Genomic DNA, 20,693 nt, shown 5'->3' with positions numbered 1-20,693 from the left:
ATAGTTGCCTAGCACTTACAGATGTTTGCTAAATAGGATGTTGTGAGTGACATAAATATAAGGAGGCATGCAACGGATGCAGAAGAATAAAACTGTAGTAAAGAAGAAAAGCATCTCTTCTACACAGACACAAAGGCATGTGCATGAATTTGAAGGCAGCACCAAACTGGCCGAGCAAGGCGCAGATCGGCATAATCATCGCTTTGCAGGTGTAACGGGGCAAGCAATTCGACAAGGAAGAAGCCATATCCATGAAATTGATCTTACGAAAACTGATTTCTTAAATCATTTCATAATCTGAGAAGGATTAGATCAGGCCCAGCTATTCCAGTCGGAAATGGTAAACACGTACATTTTGTTACGGGCCAGACTACATTAAATGATGGTCATGTACACCAATTTAATTTTGCAACATTAACTCAGCAACTACCTATAACATAAAAAGAGGCTGTCCTTTGTAGGAAGAACCTACGGATCAAGGACAGCCTCTTTTTATTCGCGTAGCCTGTGCTTTCGGTAAAGCATTCCGTTCTACCGAAGTAATGCCGGACAGCAGTTGCAGATCAGGATTCCAGATAAATTTCATCAATGGATACATGGCGCTCTCTGGACAAATCTACATACTCATTATCGCCAATCTTTACCAAAGGTCTAAAGTAGTCAATTGGATTATTCAGAATAATCGTTCCTGTCTGACCTGTGGTTAGAAGCACCTGCTTATTAATAAAATTCGGAAGCATATGTCGGATAAAGACTTGGGTAGCTTCGGGATTCAGATGTCCAAAGCTCATGCTATGCAGCTGGCGTAACACGGCGAGCAACTCTTGCTTCGTCTGATACACACGATTGGATATCATAGCGCTATACACGTCGGCAATAGCCGTTATGCTGGCGAAAGGATGAATTTCTTCCTTAAAGAGTCCATGCGGATAACCGCTTCCATCTTCGCGCTCGTGATGCTGCAAGGCGACGATTGCTGAAATCTCATCGCCGGTCGAGTTGCTAATAATATCAAAGCCATAGCGGGGATGCTTCTTCATTTCCTGAAATTCCTCAGACGTTAGTTTATCCGGCTTATTCAATATTTCATCTGATATCATGGACTTGCCTATATCGTGTAAATATCCGGCTTTACCCGCGGCATAAGCCTCTTCCTCTGTATATCCTAGCCATGTGGCAATGTAATATGAGAGTACGCCTACTTGGAGAGAATGATTATACGTATACTGATCTCCCCGTTCCATAATTAACAGCAAAGATACGACATCTTTTTGATGAGCCAGTTCTGAAACAAGGGGACTGAATAGTTCATCAACTCGAGACTCATCAAATTTGCCAGTTGCGGAAGCTTCTAGAAACATGCTCTCAAAGCCATTGATGCTCTGTTCCATGAGGGGGACGGCGCGTTTGAGGGATTCGGGGGAAGCTGGAACATCGGGGGCAAAGTCAACCGGAATGCTCGCAGAACCAGCATCAATGTCAATATAATCGACACCATGCATGATAAGCTTGGAGATATCTTCATGCTGAAGCTCGGTGCCCTGAACCAAGACAGGTACACCGTGCCCGTTGTATGTATCGGACTTGAGACGATCTCCGGGCTTGGCATCGGTAACGTGAACTCTCATGTGCTAACCTCCTTATTGTCGTAAATGCGTCGAAAATACGAAACACCCCTAATATATCAAGAATTATATGGGATGACAACGACTAATTTACTATTATTCCGAGTTGTAAAATAGGTACGAAGAACCCTCTAAATGCATGCGGAAGGTAATGTTAATGCTTTTCACTGGGTCCATGACTTGAGCATGTAGTAGAGCTGAATTGTGGGTGAGGCTCCACCCACTCATATGTACCATAATGATAAAGAAAATGGTATGCTTAAACATTAGAAGCTTCAAAGTCGATATATAAAGAAGGAGGCGGTTATGGAGATGACGACTCGGCAAACGTTGACCATTTTGCATACGAATGATATACATAGTCATTTTGGCAGTATGCCTTCGATAGCCGCAATGATTAAGGAACGAAGAGCAGCGCTAGGGGATACGCTGCTCGTACTGGATATAGGAGACCACATGGACCGGATGGCCCCCGAAACAGAAGGAACGCTGGGTGGGGCAAATGTGGATGTGATCAATCTAACTGGATATGATGCGATTACGATCGGTAACAACGAAGGACTGACGTTTACCCCGGATATCATTGAACAGGCCTATGCGGGAATTCACTGTCCGGTCGTATGTGGCAATATGATAGAAAGTGCTACGGGGGTAAGACCTTCGTGGATGATGGAATCTCTGATTTTGGACAAGGCAGGGATCAAGGTTGGTTTGCTCGGCGTGACGGCTCCTTTTACAGAGTTTTATCGATTGCTGGGCTGGGATGCTCTTGATCCGTTTGAGGTACTGGGTGAGCAGATCGCAGCACTGAGACAGCAGGTTGATGTTTTGGTCGTGATGTCTCATCTGGGTTTGCCTTCCGATGAGAAACTAGCGTCACAGTTTCCTGAAATTGATGTTATTCTCGGAGGCCACACCCATCATGTGCTGGAAAAACCGCTTCGGATCGGGAACACAGCTTTATGTGGGGCGGGTAAGTTCGGAACGCTGCTGGGTGAAGTGACACTAACACGCAGCAGCAGTCATGAACCATTTTGGGTGCCGTCAGGCGGCGTAATTCCTGTGGATCAGACGCTTTTGGACGAAAAAGTGACATCGGCCATTGTGTTGCATCGCAGACAAGCAGAGCGTGCGTTGGAGAGCACGGTAGCCGTGACGGATCGGGAACTGGGGATTGCTTACGATCAGGAGTCCCCTTTCGGGAACTTGCTGGCACAATCGGTTTCACATTTTACAGGAACAGCAATTGCTCTGGTTAATGCGGGGCAATTGCTTGGCCCGTTGCCTCAAGGGGATATCAGCAAAGGAATGCTGCATTCCTTATGTCCTTCGCCGATTAATGCCTGTGTTATGAAGTTGCGGGGAAGTGACATTCGGCTGGCACTGGAGCAGTCCTTATTGCCTGAATTTGCAGACAAGCCAATGATGGGATTTGGCTTCAGAGGTAAAGTGCTTGGTACGATGTGTGTAGAAGGTTTGGAGATAGAGTATGACCCGGATCGCGCTCCTTATGATAAAGTCATACACATTCGTGTAGCGGGTGGTATCTTGGAAGAGCAAGAGGAATATACGGTGGGTACGCTGGATATGTTCACTTTCAGGGCAGGTTATGAGGTGCTTGCGAACGGAACGGAGCTCCGATTTATGCTTCCAGAATTTTTACGGGATTTGATTGAAATGGAGTTGAAGCGTCCGGGCGCGATGGAAGAGTGTTTTGCAGCTAGGTGGCTTCAGGTATCAAAACAATCGGGAGAGGATTAAGCTGCGACTGGTACCTGTTACATTATTGAGAGCCGGCATGAAGCTAGGCAAAAAAATATACAATGAAAACGGAATAGTGCTGCTCTCTGAAGGTGTTGAGCTTACTCCGCGATTGATTGAACGTCTAGGCCAAGTCGGTATTGGATATGTATACATTGAGGATGCGGTGACCGAAGATATCGTGATTCCTGAAATGATCCATGAACAGACAAGGGCGGCGGCGCTACAGGAGATCAAAAAGCAGTTTCAGGGTCTGTCATCCTATTCCGTAGATCATAGGAACAAATATTTTGGAAAGTCCTTTTATAAGGTGATGGAGTCCATTCTGGACGATATCGGAAGCCGTCCGGATGCCATCATTATGCTGATGGATATTGGGGCTGCGGACCAGGATTTGTATCATCATTCATTAAACGTATGTCTGTATACGCTTGTACTGGGAATAGCCAATGGCTACGATCAGAACCAGCTTATGGAGTTGGGAATAGGTTCATTACTGCACGATATTGGAAAAATGAAAATTTCACCTCAAGTGCTCTATAAGCCGGGCAAATTGACGGACGAGGAATACGAGCATATGAAAACACACGCGGTAATTGGCTACAAGCTGCTTAAAGATGAACCGGGGATTCCTTTGTTGTCAGCTCACTGTGCATTGCAGCATCATGAGCGTATCGACGGCAGCGGATATCCGAACGGTTGGAAGAAGGATCAAATTCACGAATATGCGAAGTGGATCGGTTTGGTGGATTCATACGACGCCATGACAGCAAGTCGGATATATAAGCAGGCGTTGTTGCCTTATGAAGCGATGGAGGTGCTGTACGCCGGTGCAGGCACGCTGTATGAGCAGCGGATGCTGGAAGCCTTCCGTGACTGTGTAGCAATTTACCCTCTGGGGCTCTCTGTAGTGCTCAATACAGGGGAGGAAGGGGTAGTAGTGCGTATACACTCCAAAATTCCGCAACGGCCTGTTATTCGTATTGTAAGAGACCGGGAAGGGCAGGAACTGAAAGCACCTTACGATGTGGATTTGTCCGTATCCCTTTCGGTTATGATTACGAACACATTGGGTGCGACCGTAGTCCCTTTCGGAGAAGTACATGCAGATTAGCAGAAGATGTGGAAGAAAGCATGCAGACGCTTTACACATCATGATATGATAATTATACGTCTTTTGAGGTTAATAACAGAAATAAGGTGAAAACATAATGACAGTTCTACAAAATAATTCATTTCTCCCAATATCGCCAGCTTATGATCCGTGGGACCCGATTGTCTCGCTGCGTACATATGGCCGCCATTTGCTGACAAGTGTGGAAATGACTGTAACGCATCTGTGCAATATGCGTTGTGAGCACTGCGCTGTTGGCGATATGCTGGTCATGAAGGAGGCTCCTTTCCTACCGCTAGATCTGATGCTGAAGCGGTTGGATGAGGTCGAGCATCTGGAGACGATCAGTATTACTGGTGGAGAACCTGCTTTGCTTGATAAAACGGTTGACGAAGTGATCGTACCGCTGCTGAAATATGCCAAGGAGCGCGGTATTCGCTCGCAAATTAACTCCAACCTGACATTGGATATCCACAGATATGAGAAGATGCTTCCTTATCTGGATGTCATGCATATATCGTTTAATTATTTGAATGCCGACGATTTTTATGAAGTGGGTTTTGCGAATACCGGACGTCCGACTCCACGCGCGGGTGCTGTTCGTCTTTATGAGAAAATGGTGGAGAATACTCACAAGCTAAGTGAGATGGGCATGTTCATTTCAGCTGAATCCATGATTAATTATCGGACTCATACGAAGCTGGACGGCATTCATCAGTTAATCAATGAAATGGGATGCCGACGGCATGAGGTTCATCCGATGTACGCATCCAATTTTGCCTCTGCCTTGCCTGTGCTCTCACTCGACGATATGCGCAGCGCGATCCATAAGTTGCTGGATGTGCGTAATCAGGATATGTGGATGTTATTTGGCACTCTGCCGTTCTTTGCATGCTCCGACCGGGAGGAGGATCGCAAGCTGCTACGCCGCCTGCGTCAGGAACCGAATATTACAGTTCGTAATGATCCGGATGGTAGAAACCGCGTTAATGTGAATATGTTCACGGGTAACGTGTACGTGACGGATTTCGCAGACATTCCTGCTTTTGGAAACATTCAGGAGCAGGGTTTGGACGAAATTTTCGGTGAATGGCTGAATGATCATCCGCTAAACCAGACCGTCAACTGCCATTGTGATGCCGCTGCCTGCTGTGGACCGAATCTGCTTGTCGCGGATATGTATTACAAGGGTGTAGATTTTAAATCAAGAAAAGCATTACAACTATAAGCATGTTGCATTATGTCATTCGCAACTTTCAATTCGTCTAGATAGTTCACGATGAGTGCTGCAAGTCAAATGATGCAAAATGCTATCTATAAGAAATGGGGAGTTCGTATTGGAAGGTCATACCGAGTTTCATTGGGGATTGCTAGTTGTGAATCTCCTCTTGGTACTGCTGCTTGTCTTTCTTAACGGTGTATTTGTGGCCGCAGAGTTTTCGCTGGTCAAAATGCGCCAATCCCGATTGACGCAGCTCCAAAGCGAGGGTCATCGCCTGGCAGGCTATGCGCTGAAGGTGAACCAAAAGCTGGATGCTTATCTGTCCGCCACCCAACTGGGCATTACGCTGGCTTCACTCGGCTTGGGCTGGATTGGTGAGCCAGCAATATCCGGCTACCTGATAGAGCCACTCATGCATAAACTCGGTGTAACTGATAGTACACTGATTACAACAGTATCCGTAGTTGTTGGATTTTGCGTAATTACCTTTTTGCATATTGTATTGGGCGAGCTGGCTCCAAAGTCTCTGGCGATTCAGAAAACCGAAGGGGTGGCGTTATTTTTATCGGCTCCTTTGCTGCTCTTCTACAAGATTTTTCTGCCCGTGATCTGGGTATTGAATGCGGCTGCGAATTTACTGCTGCGAACATTCGGCATTCAGCCAGCAAGTGAAGCCGAAGCGGCGCATTCGGAGGAAGAAATTCGGATATTGATGAATCAGAGCGCCAAAAGCGGTGTGATTGATAAGGACGAAATCAAGCTGATGGATAATATTTTTGATTTTTCCGACTTGCTTGCCCGTGAAATTATGCTGCCCCGTACGGATATGGACTGTTTGTACACAAACTTATCGTTCAAGGAAAATCTGAAAATCGTCAGTGATACCAAGCATTCTCGCTACCCGGTAGCGGTCGAGGACAAAGATCAGATTATCGGTTTTGTTCATATTACGGATCTTCTGTTAGCTGAGCAAGGGGAGCAACTGGATCTGGCCTCGGTAGTACGTCCTATTTTGAATGTACCGGAGTCTATGGAAGTGAGTCAAGTGCTCCGTCTTATGCAGAAAAAGCATTCCCAAATGACCCTCGTGGTGGATGAATACGGCGGAACGGCCGGATTGCTAACAGCTGAGGAAATTTTGGAGGAAATCGTCGGGGACCTCTATGATGAGTTTGAGGATGAGCGTCCGAGCGTGGAAATAAAAGAAAACTTTATCTCTGTGGATGGCCGTATGCTCATTGAGGATGTCAATGATTTGACTGGTGTGAGTATTGAAGACGACGAGGTGGATTCCATCGGAGGCTGGCTATTCAAGGAATTGGAAGGCAGCCCGGTGAAAGGGAAGAAAATTGAGTTTTATAATCTGACCTTTGAGGTGGAGGAAGCAACCAGGCTTCGCATAATGAGGGTTAAAATTCATCGTAAGCCTGAACCTGTGATTGAAGATGAGCTTTCTACCGATGAATCCTGATCCCAATAGATAGGTGCGGTCAGTTCAGGTATGTAAGTTATTATAGAAGAATAGAGAAGGAGCCTTTGAATCCACGTTATTGTGGTTTTGAAGGTTCTTTTTTTAACTGCAATTTTTTGTTCGAGACTTGGGCGATGCGGCATATGTTGAATAGTAAAGCAGATGGATCAATCAAAGGAGGTCCCGGCCCGTGAAATTTCCCCAGCAAGGTGAGTATGCACCGTTTGTCGGTCCGTTCGATCCGTGCCCGCCCATACTGTGCAAGACTTATGTGTTACCGCCCAATCTGTTTATACCATTCCAGCCCCCCGGTCTGCCACAATTTAGTCCAGAAGAGGCGCTGACGAGAGGAACGCTATGGCCATTGCTTTTCAGCCCTTATCAGCCTATGCGAAACCAGGAGGGAGGCGAGTAACATGGAGCATCCAAATCCAAATCCAAATTCAAATCAGGGTCAGACCCACAACCAGTCTCAACAGCCACACGAGCAAGAAAGTCAGCATCAACAGCAGAATCAAAACCATACCCCCTATTCCAATCCGTATCAGTACCAGCACCAGTATCAAAATCAAGACCAAAACCCCAACCAGAGCCAAGCTCAGGATTACAATCAAGCCAGAGACCCGCACCCGAGCTACACACCCCACCCCAAACCGGGGGATGCACAGTTTTATGCGCTGTTGGAGAAGCTCCAAGCGGTGGATTTTGTCTTGGTTGAGCTGAATTTGTATCTGAATACGCACCCGGATGATTTGCAGGCGATTGAACAGTTCAATAAGCTCACACAGGAAAGAACTGCGATTGCTAACGAGTATCAGCTTCTCTATGGGCCTTTGCAAAACTTTGGCCGTGCCTATTCCAAATATCCTTGGGAGTGGAGTCAGTCCCCTTGGCCGTGGCAGGTATAGGCAGGTACAACCTTTTATAAAGGAGGAACATGAATGTGGGTATATGAGAAGAAGCTGCAATATCCTGTACGTGTTAGCAAATGTGATCCTCACATGGCCAAGTTGCTCATGGAGCAGTATGGGGGAGCGGATGGTGAGCTCGCTGCAGCTTTGCGTTACCTGAATCAGCGTTATACAATTCCCGATAAGGTCATCGGTGTATTAAATGATATAGGCACGGAGGAATTTGCCCACCTCGAGATGATTGCCACGATGATTTACAAGCTGACGAAGGATGCGAGTGTGGAGCAATTGAAAGCGGCCGGTCTGGGCGAACATTATGCGGCCCATGACCGTGCGTTATTTTACCAAAGCGCAGGCGGGGTTCCTTTTACAGCGACCTATATTCAGGCCAAAGGCGATCCCATCGCCGATTTGTATGAGGACATTGCGGCAGAGGAAAAGGCGAGAGCTACATACCAGTGGCTGATTGATTTGACAGATGATGTGGATTTGCAGGATAGTTTGAAGTTTTTGCGTGAGCGTGAAATAATCCATTCGCTCCGTTTCCGCGAGTCTGTGGAAATTTTGAAGGGGGAACGAGACCGGAAGAAAGTATTTTGAGGGAGTTTTTGTAACAGCATGTTACTCATAGAGATGGCCATCTGCAAGCATCAAGTGCAGGTGGCCTTTCTTTTTTTGAGTAAAATTTACATAAAATAAACTAATATCAATTGTTTGGCACGATGGATTTGTTGACGCAAATGTAATATTGAGAAAGCCTGCTCAGTATGTAGTTATCCCAATTGAACGAGTGAAGCCTGTATCATGATCATAAATTCAATCTTGCACTAATAAATTAGAACATCAAAGTCTGATGCGAGGGGGGAGGGCTTGGATAGACCGTTCATTTCACTCTGTATGATTGCAGCTTTACAGATGCATGAAATTCGGGATTAGCATGTGCGGCCAGGAATGAATTCTATAGTCGAATGGGAAGATTGTATTTTTGGATTGATGTGTTTCCATTGATATTTCCAGGTGAAAGTCCATTCATATCACGTTCACTCCTTATCGCTTGATCGCAATTATGGTATGCGCTAGGACATGGAGGGGGACAGTTATGAGCTTTCACCTGATGGAGGTGTTGACTCATGCGTATACTAATCGGCAGTCCGGTACATCAGAAGCCCGAAATTTTGAGTTTGTTTCTTCAAGCACTGGAGCGATTGGACTCACCTGACGTGCTGCCGGATTATTTGTTTGTCGATGATAATGACAATCTGATCTCAAGTAAGCGGCTTGTTGATTTTGCCAATCGGCTGCCAGAGCGGGTTATGCCCTTGTTGACAGGTTTGCAGCAATCGGAGAACCGCAGTGATGAGCACACCCACTATTGGCCGCCTGCCCTCGTCTGGAAAGTGGCCGGCTTTAAAAATCGTCTCATTGAGTATGCACTTCAGCATCATTATGACGCGCTATTTTTGGTTGATTCAGACCTGATTCTCCATTCCCGTACCCTGTGCAGGCTGATAGAGACGGAGAAGGATATCGTATCCGAGATTTTCTGGACACGATGGCAGCCGGATGGGGCACTGTTGCCTCAGGTGTGGGTCAGTGACGAATATAATCTGTTTCATCGTGAAGAAGGCGAGGTATTGTCAGCAGAGGAGCGAGCACATCGCGAGCTGCATTTTATACACCAGCTGCATATTCCCGGCTTATATGAGGTGGGGGGGCTGGGAGCTTGTACCTTAATCCGCAGACGGGCGCTGGAAGCAGGGGTTCACTTTGGTAAAATTAAAAACGTTTCCTATTCGGGGGAAGATCGGCATTTTTGTATCCGGGCGGCAGCGTATGGATTTCCACTTTTTGTAGATACGCACTATCCGGCGATGCATTTGTACCGGGAAGCAGATCGGATCAAGGCAGAGCAGCTACTATCTACCCTAAATTATTTTACTTCGAGTGCTGCTAATACGGACCAACCCGGTATACCTGATCATCTCCGTGAGTCTGCTGTCTTTGCCAAGTACATTACGGATTCTTTTGTAGTACCGCAAGCATTCTCCGGACCACGTCAAAGTGAGCTTCATACGCCAGCTGCCTCCAGGCCCAAACTGACGCTGAGCATGACGGTATACAATGAGGCGGATCGCAAGCTCAGAGATGTGCTCCGAAGCCATCGGGAATACATTGATGAAGCGGTCATTATTGATGATGGCAGCCATGACGGTAGCGGTGAATTGTGCCGGGAGCTGCTGAAGGGAATTCCACTGCGTTTGATTCGGAATGAAACAGCCTCGATTGCCAATGAAGTGGAACTGCGGAAGCAGCAGTGGCGAGAGACTGTGGCCTCCTCTCCGGAATGGATTTTGAATATGGATGCTGACGAAATGTTCGAATCCCGATTTGCTCAAGAGGTACATTCTTTGTTAGCGGGAACGAAAGCCGATACGATTTGCTTCAGGCTGTATGATATGTGGACTTCCACGCATTATCGCGATGATGACTATTGGCAGGCCCATCGGTATTATCACCCATTTTTAATTCGATACAAGGAAGGGTTTTCTTATAAATGGAAGGAGCAAGCCTTGCACTGCGGGAGATTTCCCGATAATGTGCTTGACCTTCCCAGTGAGATTAGCAACTACCGTATCCAGCATTGGGGATGGTATACACCTGCTATTCGGGCAGCCAAATTTGAACGGTACCAGCTGTTGGACCCGAATGCTCGTTATGGCTGGAAAGAGCAATATGAATCGATTTTGGATCCGAATCCTCGGCTCACGCTTTGGGTAGATCAAGATAGCAAAAAAGTAAGGGACGAACAAGTAAGGGACGAACCGGCCTCTGAATATGAAGGTATCCATCACAGTATCACTTCGGATGTCGCCAAGATCGCCAGTGTTCAGGTTGTTGGTAATCCAGAGCCGGAAATCAGCGAGGAAGCAAAGGACACATTTTATGAACAGGGAGAAGCGCAGGAAAATTTAGCAGAGCAGGGCGTGAAGTGCAAATTATGCGGCTCATCTGAAATAGGCGTATTTCATCGATATGAGCATTTTACACTGCTGGGGTGCGGCTCCTGTGGATTGGTTTTCCGCAATGATGTGGATCGTATACAGCCTGAGGATATGATTGCAGAGATTTATAATGCCAAATGGGTTGCCATGCGAGATAGCGCTGCGGCTTCAACTTACGAGGAGCATGCCCTTTTTGGACTTATGCTGCTGGATATGTTCAGTCCGGGCAAAGGAAATTTGCTCGAGATCGGATCGGGGGCCGGAGAATTTATCCATGCCGCGCTTCAAAGCGGATGGAATGCAGTGGGGATTGAGCCTTCTGTTGACTCGCGTGTCTATGCCAAAGACAAATATGATGTAGATTTGTTGCCAGGTTATTGGAACGGAAAAATTGAAACAGATGATCTTCCACAAGAACCGGAAAAAACAGAGGAGGATACTGACTTATCCTTGGATAACCAATACGAGGCTGTTGCATGCTGGCATGTGCTGGAGCATATTGCGGACCCGATTGCTTTTTTGACGGACTTACGTGAACAGCTTCAGCCTGACGGGACGTTATATATTACAGTTCCCAATAAAAACTCGTTTACCAATGAAGCTTACGGCGCTTATTCACCTTTATTCACGAAGGAAGATCATTTGTATCATTATTCGGAGCATACGTTGGTGCAGCTACTGGCCAAGTCCGGCTTACGCCCGGTAGCTTTGTTCACCCGTCAGCTTTCCTCCGGTTTGGATGCCTTGCTGGAAGCCCATCCGTTGTACGGTGAGCTTGATTTTACAGAACAAATGGGGCTGCTGGCCAAACTTCAAGGCGAGAAACGAGGGCATGAACTCTGCTGTGTCGCGAGGGCAATTTGATCATTTGAACCGGAGGCTGCATCCATGAACACTGCGGACCCGTATTTTTCGTATTGGGGCGGTTTGCATTGTTTTAGAGCTATTTTAAAAAAATAGAAGGGCTGCTGCTATGCGCTATGAGGTTTACACGACCTCTCTTATTGCTTATCATGAGAGGGGTTGAAGTTGTAAACCTACATAGGAAAGGAATGACTGATAACTACATGAACAATGCACCTGTGTTGAAGAAGCCTGAGGCTATGGTATTTGATATGGACGGTACACTTTTTCAGACGGAGACATTGCTGTTACCTGCCTACCACAAACTGTTTGATACGCTGCGCGCCGAAGGGCTTTATGAAGGGGAGACTCCTCCCGAAGAGCTTATTCTGAATAGTTTGGGCATGTTGCTGGACGAAATCTGGAGAAGAGTGATGCCGGAAGCCAGTGAAGCAGCCCACAGAAGAGCGGACGAGCTGCTGCTTCAGCTAGAGCTGGAGGGATTAAAGAACGGAAGTCATGCGCTGTATCCACATGTAAAAGAAACACTCCAGGTCCTCCATGAGCAGGGTGTCCGACTATTTGTAGCAAGTAACGGACTGGAGGATTATGTAAAGGGAATCGCTGCTGCCTATGAATTGGTTCCTATTTTTGAAGGTTTGTACAGTGCTGGGGAGTACAGCACGCTTTCCAAAGTGGATTTGCTGAAAATTTTGTTGAGCAAGCATGATATTTCGAACATATGGATGGTTGGAGACCGCTCCTCTGATGTAGAAGCGGGCAAAAAGAACGGACAGACGGTTATCGGCTGCGCTTATGCCGGATTTGGCGTAAACGACGAGTTGAAGGGTTCCGATGCGATTATTACGGACTTTACGCAACTACTTGCGCTTTATAAAAACGCCGAGTAATGACGCACCACTGATTGCTGGTTATAAATACGCCTGACGCGTCATATATATAAGATACACACATGCAAACAATGTCGGGCAGACAACAAAAAAAAGGAAGGCAGCCACTTTACGCGGAGCCTTCCTTTGCCTTATTCTCTGTTTTAATCTCTGTTTTAATCTCTGTTTTAATCTCTGTTTTAATCTCTGTTTTAATCTCTGCTTTATCTTCTGTTTTGTTATCCGTCTGCGGCTTTGGATTAATTCGTGTGTGGTAGACCCACAAGGCGTATTCCATGGGCCTGGCGATGGCACGGCGATAGGTCTCTTTTTCACCAATACGTGAAAATACCTCGCGGGCTGGCTTTGGATTGACCTCCAGCACGTAAATTTGACCATCCCTGTTGATTGCCAGATCAAGCGCAAGCTCACACAATGCTCCGTAGCTCTTCTCCAGGTAAGCAGCAATATCCAGTCCGAGCTTTTCCCCTTGCTTGATGATTTTCTCTCTATGGTCTTCATCACGAATCCATTGAGTCAGCAGTTGGTTCATCGGTACCGCCTTGCCTCCGCCATGGAGGTTGGAAGTGACGCTTCGATGTGCCCCGATCCGTCCGGCGCATCCGGTTAATTCCCATACTCCGTGGCTATTTTTCTGTACCAGCATGCGGTAATCATGGACCCTGCCATTCGGCAGCTGTATAGGAATGCCTTCCTGAACGATGTAGTTATCCATGTTCCATCTTCTTAAACGTGGCTCCAGACGGTCCAGGCGTACCCGTTGCTGGGGAATAATGCGACGCTTGAGATTGCGGCCCTCAACCAGATACAGGCCCCCTTGCCTGTTAACAGGCTCAATGCGTAAAATACCGCGCCCCCCCGTACCGTTAATCGGTTTGAGGTATACCGGTGAATTCTGCTTGAGCATTCGCTTTACACTATGAAATCCATTGAATAGCTCTGTTGCAGGCAGATGGGGGCGAAAGGCAGCCTTTTTCGCAAGCTGCTGGTGAATGGCCCATTTGTTACTCAGCGGTCGGTTTAAATAGACGAGGTCTGTATATCGCAATCGAAACTGCTTCAATTGAAGATACCGCTCACTGCGCTGTACCCGGCAACGGTCGAAAATCATATCCGGGAATTCCCTCCATTTCAGGGTCCATTTTCCGCTGTGTGGATCATAGATTTGGGCATGGAGAAGCTTGCGATCCTTATGGACATCTGCTGGAGTAAATACATACGTATCCAGTCCCAGTCTTTTACCTTCTGTAATCATGCGCTCATAAATGTCGCGCTCCTCCAAATGCTTCTTGTTGTTCAAATACAAGGTCATGATGCCTAGGACAGGTTTTGGCACAGCATTCCACCTTCCTCTGCCGTCTGCTTATCTTCGGATAGCTCCCCACGAAATATTAGCGTGGGTTTTCCGGTCGGTCCAGTCGTCATTTCATTCGCAACAAGTCCGGCTCGAAAACAGGTTTTGAGACTGGCTATATTGTCGGCGGCTACGCTGCACGTCAGGCGGTGCAACTGTTTGAGCTGGGCGGACAGCAGTCTAGCGCCCAGTCTGCGGCCCCGGTAAAGCGGACGAACGATCACGATGCATGCATCCTTCCCGTAATTCAAAGCGAGGGAAAATCCCGCAATCCGCAAGCCCTTCTCTGTGCGCACATAAGCGCACAGGAGAGAGGAGCCGGGATTGTTCAATTGCTCCGGCGTTAAAACGGCTAACTGCCGCAGAGCATTGCGAGTAATGCGCATGCCGCCTGAACTGCGGGCGAGAAACAGTAACTGTCGTCGTCTCAGCAGCCAGCTTCGGGTGGGCATATGATGAACATCACTAATTTGCGGCATGATTCCACTTCCTTGATCATGATTTCATTCGCCCAGCCAAATAGGAGCTGTACTGGAATATGCGTCTTAGCGATTTTTGACGGATTTCCGGCTCGTCGAATTTCATTGGTTTGGCATTGGCTTCAAAAAACCAGAGAGTTCCATTTGTATCCACACCCAAATCCATAGACATTTCGCCGTGGGAAAGGCCGGATGCGCGTTCAATTTGACGTGCAATCTGAATGGCCGTGCTTTTAATTTTGTTCAGCAAATCCGTGCTGCCCTCAGGACCAAACAGGGAGGAGAGGAGATGGAACGGGTCCTCCACACTTCCACCACGCGGAACATGTGTCGTAATGCTTCCTTTACCCGCCAGTCTGGCGCCGACTCCGGTAATGCTCCACGAACCATGGGCATTTTTTTGTACCAGGATACGCAGGTCAAACGGTTTTTTCTGATAAGTTGCCAGTTCAATCCCCTGTTGAATGATATAAGGCGAATTACCTGCTTCCCGGCGGATACGTCCCCACAGCCTGGATAGCGACACGGATTTGTAGGTTACGCTTTTTTTGTCATGCTGAATCGTCAGCCTGTAGGCCATTAGATACTCTGGCCGAAATTTAAGAATCATAATCCCCTTTCCGGCCTTGCCATTTTCCGGCTTGAGATACAGGTATGGAAACGCAGAGAGCATCTTCCCCAAGGCAGGCAGATCGCTTAACCGTTTGGTTGCGGGAACGAACTGCCGTGTGGATTCCGAGGTGCGGAGCCATTTGAACAGTTCCCATTTGTTAAAAAAGCTCGGATTGTACAGCTCAATGCCAGAAGTATGTGAAATTTCTTCCAGTTTTGTGCGCACAGAGGTTTTAAGTTCATATTTGCGGTTTGGGATGCGATTATAAATGACCTGCGGAACCGGGAAAATTTGTTCCTCCCAAGTCTGTAAGCTTTTGTTGAAGATATAGCCCTTGACCGTTTCAGCTGGCAGTTTCAGGTCTCTGACGGTAACGATGTACACCTGATAACCCATCCGTGTTCCCGTTTCAAGGATATCCTTGAAATTACGCTGATTCCCCTTGAAAAATTGTTCGTCGTCGTGAACGGTCAATACAGCAACGACTGGTTTTTGCTCCGCCCGGGTATTCATAGTTCCTCTTTTCTGCGGAACTTACTGAGGTAAAGGCAGTGGTCCAAAATATGCTCCACGGATGCTTTACCCTCCGCACGCAACGATGGATGTTGGAAAATGGATCGACCGGGCTTGGAGTTGGCTTCAAACATCCATACCTTTTCATCCTGATCAATGCCCAGATCGAAGCCGATTTCACCCAGCAGATGTTGATGATGGTACTCAATGGCTTCTGCGAGCGTAATCGCTACATTCTTGGCACGTTGTAGCACCTCGCCCGCCCGGTCGCCGAATACCCGGTCCAGCGCTTGCTCCGGTGTCATCAGGGAGCCGCCGTTTTTAATATGAGTTGTGACACTGCCACGTCCGGATTTTTTGGCTCCAATTCCGACGACGACCCATTGGTTATTGCCGTTCTTGTGCATATGAAACCGGAAATCAATCGGGCAATTGTCAATCTCGATCAGCTGAATTCCTTGCTGAATGAGGTAGCCTTTTAACGTCTGGCCTCGATTGGACTGAAGCATACGGAGCATAGAATTAAAAGATGTGAAGCGCAATAATACATTGCTATTTTTTTTGCGATACCTCACAAAATAGCCTTGTTTGGGAACATGGGAAAGACGGTAAATCCCTTTGCCGAGACTGCCTCCACTTGGCTTGTAATAAGCAAATTGATGACGCTCCAGCATGCCTCGGATTCGTTCTGAGCTGGGATTCATATACGATTCAGGGACATAGCGGTTGACTTCCGGATTACTTTCCAGCAGATGATAGATATCTGATTTATTGAAAAAGCTCCAGTTAAAGAAGGGAATTCGTCTGCGGGAAAACCGCTCGCGTAGCTGATTGATCGCTGGGGAGAAATCAGAGCGACGGCTCGGTAAACGATTATAAATCACATCCGGCAGAGGTACGATTTTACGTGTAAAATCCCCGTTGGATGATAGAAAATAGCCATTAATCGTATCATTTTGCCAGTTGATATCCCGCGGAGTGAAGGCAAAAATATAAGATTTATTGCTGCCTTCCTTCAGCAGCTGCTTAATAAAGCCTGTGCGTGATCCAAAAGGGCGGGTGGAGGAGGAGGTGCCGTCAGACAGTACTCCAATCAGCGGACCTAGCTGTATATCACCGTCCAGATTTCGCAAATAGATGGACCCACTTTTGGGAACACGGATTGCATTACGCAAACCGGAGGTCAAGTATAGATGACGCCCCGCCTTCTGAATCGGTTTCACTGTGGCGGGAATCTGATCCTTACCAAGCCGCAGACGAATGGACTTGGCTCCGGATAATTTAAGGCTTTTCAACAAGGCAGTGGATATATAAGCTACCTTGTCGGGCTGCTGTGAGAAATGCACATTGCAATGCGTTAAACTCATCTGTTTATCCTCCTATACCGTATGTTCAAGGGAGGCGTTCATGCCCTGTAGCCCCGTCGTTTTGGATTGGGTTATTAAATATCGGGCATACTCGAGCGGGCGGTTGATCGCCCGAAAAGCGCACTTTGGCTGGCGGATCTGAAAAAAGGAAGCCCGACCAGGCCGGGAATTAACCTCCAATAGCCAGATGTTCCCGTCCCGATCAATACCATAATCAATTCCCAGCTCGCCAAGGCGGCCATATCGTTCCTCCAGCGCCCCGGTAATGGTCTGGGACAGCTTCATCATCTGTCCGATGATGAGACGCGTGCTGTCCGCGCCAAATTGTTCACGAAGGTAAGGCTCTGCCGGATGCGCTTCGCCTCCACCGTGCAGATTGGAGGTCAGCGTTCCTTTCCTGCCTTCTCTCACGGCAAAGCCCGTCAGGCGCCAACAGCCGTGGCCATCCTTTTGCATAAGTGCGCGAACATCAAAGGGACGGCCGCTTTGACTCGTTAATTTCAAATAAGGCTGCACGATGTAGGCGCGTTGGTCTGTAATTCCGTTGATCCATGACAACCCTGCATCCAGATCGGAAAACAAATGCCGGAACGGGCGATTTCGGGAGTCTCTGCCTTGTATGAGCAGCCCCCGGTCTCCTTCCGCCAGACGGAGATACAGTGTACCCTTGCCGTGCGTTCCGGCCTGTGGCTTCATAAACAGCCCCGAATGGCGTCGCAGCCACTCCATAAGCTGGGCCGTATCCCGGTAAGGTGTCGTAGGCGGGACAAAGGGACGCACTTCATCTACCTTGTGCAGAACGCGGTACACCTGCCATTTGCCAGGCAAGTTGCGCGACCAGTAGAGAAGCTTGCGCGATTTCTGCTCCGCCATTTCTTCCAGTGTGTGTCCGACATTCTGGCCCTCATGGACATGGAGACAGCGGTTATACACAATATCCGGCAGGGGAAAGCGACCGGATGTCCAAACTCCGTTATGATAAGCATAACCTCGTATAGAATGCTTTTCAGGTGAAACTCCTTCGGCGGTAAACGCCATTACGCTGAGACCAGAACGCCTGCCCAATATACTTAGCCTGCGGCAATATTCGGCCTCGGTAATGGGTGGAATGGCGGACTGATTCCGGCTAACGAGCACGCCCAGCGTGCCTGGCACGACAAGAGACACCGACAACAGCTCCTTTGGCAGCCGGACCCTGAAAGAGAGGGATTCATTTGAAACCGGCTGAATAACAGCAGTATTCAATCATTTTTTTCACGGATGGACGGGTTTTCTGATCATTTAATGGTGTATTGTCATTTTTTGACGGCTTGGAGTTGACTTCCAGCAGCCAGATGCGCCCCGTGCTGTCAATGGCCAGATCAATGCCAAGCTCCGCGAAATGGGCGGGAATGGCCTTCTCAACTCCGCTTGCGATATTCAGTGCTGCTGTCTTGAGAGAGAGGAGGCCATTTGATTTGATGGTCGCGGGCAGTGCCGTTTTAGCCAGCGCTTCTTTGACCGTGCTCAGCGTACCGCCTCGCGCCAGATTGGACACAAAGTGGCTCCCTCCGGCAATCCGGGCGACAATGGATGTCACCGACCAGGCCCCGGTTGAATTCTTCTGCACGAGCGCACGAAAGTCGACCGGGCGCTTACCGTGATCAATCAGAGTAAGTCCCTGCTGGAGCTGAAAACGTGTTGTTTTCATTTTTCCCCCCAAGCCTTTGTACAGCTTGTCGACATTGGCATACGTCTTCTTTCGGGGTGCCCCCGCTGTCGTGGACAGCACGGAAAAGGTACCGTCCGTTTGCTTGTTAATGCGCATGATGCCTTTGCCCAGGCTCCCACGAACCGGCTTAAGAAAAACGGCGGGATACTGGTTACACATTTTTTTGAATACGGCAAAGGTTTGCAGCAAGTGGGACTCGGGTAAATACTTGCGCAGGGAAGCGTTAGATTTAAGCGCGTCAAACACTTCATTCTTATCCAAAAACTTTTCATTGAAAATGATCGTGTCGTACTGCGATTTTACTTCTTTCATGAAATGCTGTACGCTAGTTCTGTTCTCGAGTTTACGGGAGGTAAGCCGGTTATTGACGACATCGCCAGCGGGCATGACAGCCTTTTTCCAGCTTCCGTCGTACACCCATCCCTGAACCCGACCGGGCTGGCTTCCGATATGCTCCGGGGTGAAAAAATACACATATGCTCCTTGTCTACGACATTCCCCGACCAGTTCATGGCAGAACAGGGTGATCGACCCGAAAGGCTTATCAGGCTGTTCGGGATAGTCCCGGCTGACCAGCACGCTAATAAGCGGGCCCACTCGAAGTGTCCGGCGGCCTCGGCTGTAGGTTACTCGCAGCTTGCAATTGGCATGAATACCCATTTTACGGGCCAGCACGCTTCCTACACGTAGGCCGCTGTAGCGGGGTACCGAAATGACGGTAACCTCTTGGCGGAACGAACCGAAGGCGAGCTGAACGGGGTGGCCTGCGGATATTTTCCATTTGCGAAGCAAGGACTCGCCGACCATGAGTACGTCATCCTGCAAGATGCCCGATCCGATGATTTGAATCGTTGTTTTTTTGATGGACATCGTGGATCTCCTTCCGGGCAGCAACTTGATGTCTTGAAAGTAACGGGAAACGTAAATGGGCTGTAATAGCACTGATTCATCATATGAGGACATATATTCCTTGGTGATTGACGGACAATGTGAAATGTTAACACTATACTTGTATTGGAGGACTGAACAATCATGAATATCTATGACAAAGCCCATGATTTAGCAAAAGCATTGAAAGAAAGCAAAGAGGTAGAGGAAATTACATCAGCGATGAAGCTGATTGAAACCGACCCGGAAGCCAAGCAAATGCTGGATGATTTCCGTCAGCGTCAAATGGAAGTTCAGCAGCGGATGATGAGCGGCGATATGCCGGCACAGGAAGAGATGGAAAAGATGGAAAAGCTGTTCGAGGTCCTTAGTCTGAACCTCAACATCCGTCGTCTGTTCGACGCCGAACGCCGCCTGAGCGTGATCATTGAGGACGTCAACAAAATTATTTCAGACAGCCTTCAGCATTTGTACGGCTCGTCAATGTAAGTTTGTCTCATATTCCTTCCTGTCCTCTCATAGACTAGATACATAGAGTCACAGGGAGAGGAAGGGATACGATTGGGTTCTCTTAAAAAATGGAAACACGGTTTGTACACTCTGATTGCGCTGGCTATGGTGTTTGTTGCGTTGCCGCGTATCTCGCTTGCAGGTGGTTTGAACTGGGTTAACGGTTTTGGTATCGTATGGGTACTTTTTGCGTTGCTTATCATCGGCGCGAACCTGCATTTTTTACTGGGTGTGGATGAGGAAAAGCGCAAAATGCTGGAGCGTGTGCGGCGGGCCAAAATGCAGCAGTGGCAGATGAAGTGGGATCATAAAACGGACAAAAGCAGCATGCTGTGAGCTTTTCGCATTGATTGTCCTGAGCCTGCTCCATTGTCACACATCAAGCACGGTTAAGAAGC

At 47.9% G+C, this 20,693-nt stretch carries 18 protein-coding genes and 1 pseudogene; 12 read left to right on the top strand and 7 right to left on the bottom strand.

All coding sequences use genetic code 11. The features are described from left to right. Positions 1–76: 76 nt before the first annotated feature. Positions 77–441 (top strand): annotated as a pseudogene (locus KQI_RS27230) (YmaF family protein). 122 nt (positions 442–563) lie between these two features. Here the strand turns inward: KQI_RS27230 and KQI_RS0122385 are convergent. Then, positions 564–1,628 carry an HD-GYP domain-containing protein gene (locus tag KQI_RS0122385; RefSeq protein WP_010349109.1) on the bottom strand — a complete coding sequence of 355 codons (1,065 nt, stop codon included), beginning with the start codon at positions 1,626–1,628 and terminating at the stop codon, positions 564–566. Between the two features lie 303 nt (positions 1,629–1,931). Between KQI_RS0122385 and KQI_RS0122380 the strand changes: the two genes are divergently transcribed. From KQI_RS0122380 to KQI_RS0122340, 9 genes are all read left to right on the top strand, one after another. Beyond that, positions 1,932–3,386: a bifunctional metallophosphatase/5'-nucleotidase gene (locus KQI_RS0122380; protein ID WP_029390290.1), complete on the top strand. Its 1,455-nt coding sequence runs from the start codon at positions 1,932–1,934 to the stop codon at positions 3,384–3,386. Next, positions 3,340–4,500 (top strand): HD-GYP domain-containing protein, encoded by a 1,161-nt coding sequence (locus tag KQI_RS0122375; protein WP_010349107.1) that lies wholly within the window; start codon positions 3,340–3,342, stop codon positions 4,498–4,500. Before KQI_RS0122380 ends, KQI_RS0122375 begins: the two co-directional genes overlap by 47 nt. Positions 4,501–4,597: 97 nt before the next feature. Continuing rightward, a complete protein-coding gene (gene yfkAB / locus KQI_RS0122370) occupies positions 4,598–5,728 on the top strand; it encodes a radical SAM/CxCxxxxC motif protein YfkAB (protein ID WP_010349106.1) in 1,131 nt (376 codons plus the stop codon). A gap of 109 nt (positions 5,729–5,837) precedes the next feature. Beyond that, positions 5,838–7,193: a hemolysin family protein gene (locus KQI_RS0122365; protein WP_010349105.1), complete on the top strand. Its 1,356-nt coding sequence runs from the start codon at positions 5,838–5,840 to the stop codon at positions 7,191–7,193. A 190-nt stretch (positions 7,194–7,383) separates the two neighbouring features. Continuing rightward, complete coding sequence (locus tag KQI_RS0122360; protein WP_010349104.1) at positions 7,384–7,608, top strand: spore coat associated protein CotJA; 225 nt, start codon at positions 7,384–7,386, stop codon at positions 7,606–7,608. A gap of 1 nt (position 7,609) precedes the next feature. Beyond that, complete coding sequence (locus KQI_RS29570) at positions 7,610–8,101, top strand: spore coat protein CotJB (RefSeq protein ID WP_010349103.1); 492 nt, start codon at positions 7,610–7,612, stop codon at positions 8,099–8,101. 33 nt (positions 8,102–8,134) lie between these two features. After that, the gene (locus KQI_RS0122350; RefSeq protein ID WP_007429663.1) at positions 8,135–8,704 is read left to right on the top strand and encodes a manganese catalase family protein; all 570 of its coding nucleotides are present in this window, start codon (positions 8,135–8,137) and stop codon (positions 8,702–8,704) included. A gap of 530 nt (positions 8,705–9,234) precedes the next feature. Further along, the gene (locus KQI_RS0122345) at positions 9,235–11,970 is read left to right on the top strand and encodes a methyltransferase domain-containing protein (protein WP_010349102.1); all 2,736 of its coding nucleotides are present in this window, start codon (positions 9,235–9,237) and stop codon (positions 11,968–11,970) included. 188 nt (positions 11,971–12,158) lie between these two features. Beyond that, complete coding sequence (locus tag KQI_RS0122340) at positions 12,159–12,860, top strand: HAD family hydrolase (RefSeq protein ID WP_080572172.1); 702 nt, start codon at positions 12,159–12,161, stop codon at positions 12,858–12,860. 109 nt (positions 12,861–12,969) lie between these two features. On the opposite strand, the gene KQI_RS0122335 is transcribed toward KQI_RS0122340, so the two are convergent. Genes KQI_RS0122335 through KQI_RS0122310 form a run of 6 tightly spaced genes read right to left on the bottom strand, consistent with a single transcriptional unit; the run spans position 12,970 to position 19,767 of the window. After that, complete coding sequence (locus KQI_RS0122335; RefSeq protein ID WP_010349100.1) at positions 12,970–14,196, bottom strand: YheC/YheD family endospore coat-associated protein; 1,227 nt, start codon at positions 14,194–14,196, stop codon at positions 12,970–12,972. Next, positions 14,178–14,693: a GNAT family protein gene (locus KQI_RS0122330; protein ID WP_010349099.1), complete on the bottom strand. Its 516-nt coding sequence runs from the start codon at positions 14,691–14,693 to the stop codon at positions 14,178–14,180. The genes KQI_RS0122335 and KQI_RS0122330 overlap by 19 nt, the downstream gene beginning before the upstream one ends. A gap of 16 nt (positions 14,694–14,709) precedes the next feature. Beyond that, complete coding sequence (locus KQI_RS0122325) at positions 14,710–15,819, bottom strand: YheC/YheD family endospore coat-associated protein (RefSeq protein WP_010349098.1); 1,110 nt, start codon at positions 15,817–15,819, stop codon at positions 14,710–14,712. Continuing rightward, entirely contained in the window at positions 15,816–17,186 is a 1,371-nt protein-coding gene (locus KQI_RS0122320; RefSeq protein ID WP_010349096.1) for a YheC/YheD family endospore coat-associated protein, read from the bottom strand. The genes KQI_RS0122325 and KQI_RS0122320 overlap by 4 nt, the downstream gene beginning before the upstream one ends. Before the next feature lie 12 nt (positions 17,187–17,198). Further along, positions 17,199–18,353 (bottom strand): YheC/YheD family endospore coat-associated protein, encoded by a 1,155-nt coding sequence (locus KQI_RS0122315; RefSeq protein ID WP_010349094.1) that lies wholly within the window; start codon positions 18,351–18,353, stop codon positions 17,199–17,201. A gap of 43 nt (positions 18,354–18,396) precedes the next feature. Continuing rightward, the gene (locus KQI_RS0122310; protein ID WP_010349093.1) at positions 18,397–19,767 is read right to left on the bottom strand and encodes a YheC/YheD family endospore coat-associated protein; all 1,371 of its coding nucleotides are present in this window, start codon (positions 19,765–19,767) and stop codon (positions 18,397–18,399) included. Between the two features lie 162 nt (positions 19,768–19,929). On the opposite strand from KQI_RS0122310, the gene KQI_RS0122305 reads away from it, so the two are divergent. Both KQI_RS0122305 and KQI_RS0122300 read left to right on the top strand, forming a co-directional pair. Then, entirely contained in the window at positions 19,930–20,274 is a 345-nt protein-coding gene (locus tag KQI_RS0122305) for a YlbF/YmcA family competence regulator (protein ID WP_010349092.1), read from the top strand. A 72-nt stretch (positions 20,275–20,346) separates the two neighbouring features. Beyond that, complete coding sequence (locus KQI_RS0122300) at positions 20,347–20,631, top strand: hypothetical protein (protein WP_010349091.1); 285 nt, start codon at positions 20,347–20,349, stop codon at positions 20,629–20,631. Positions 20,632–20,693 lie beyond the last annotated feature (62 nt).

This window comes from Paenibacillus peoriae KCTC 3763 (genome assembly GCF_000236805.1).
GTDB classification, from domain to species: domain Bacteria; phylum Bacillota; class Bacilli; order Paenibacillales; family Paenibacillaceae; genus Paenibacillus; species Paenibacillus peoriae.
Note: the sequence above shows the minus strand (reverse complement) of the source record. Positions and strands in the feature narration are given on the sequence as shown.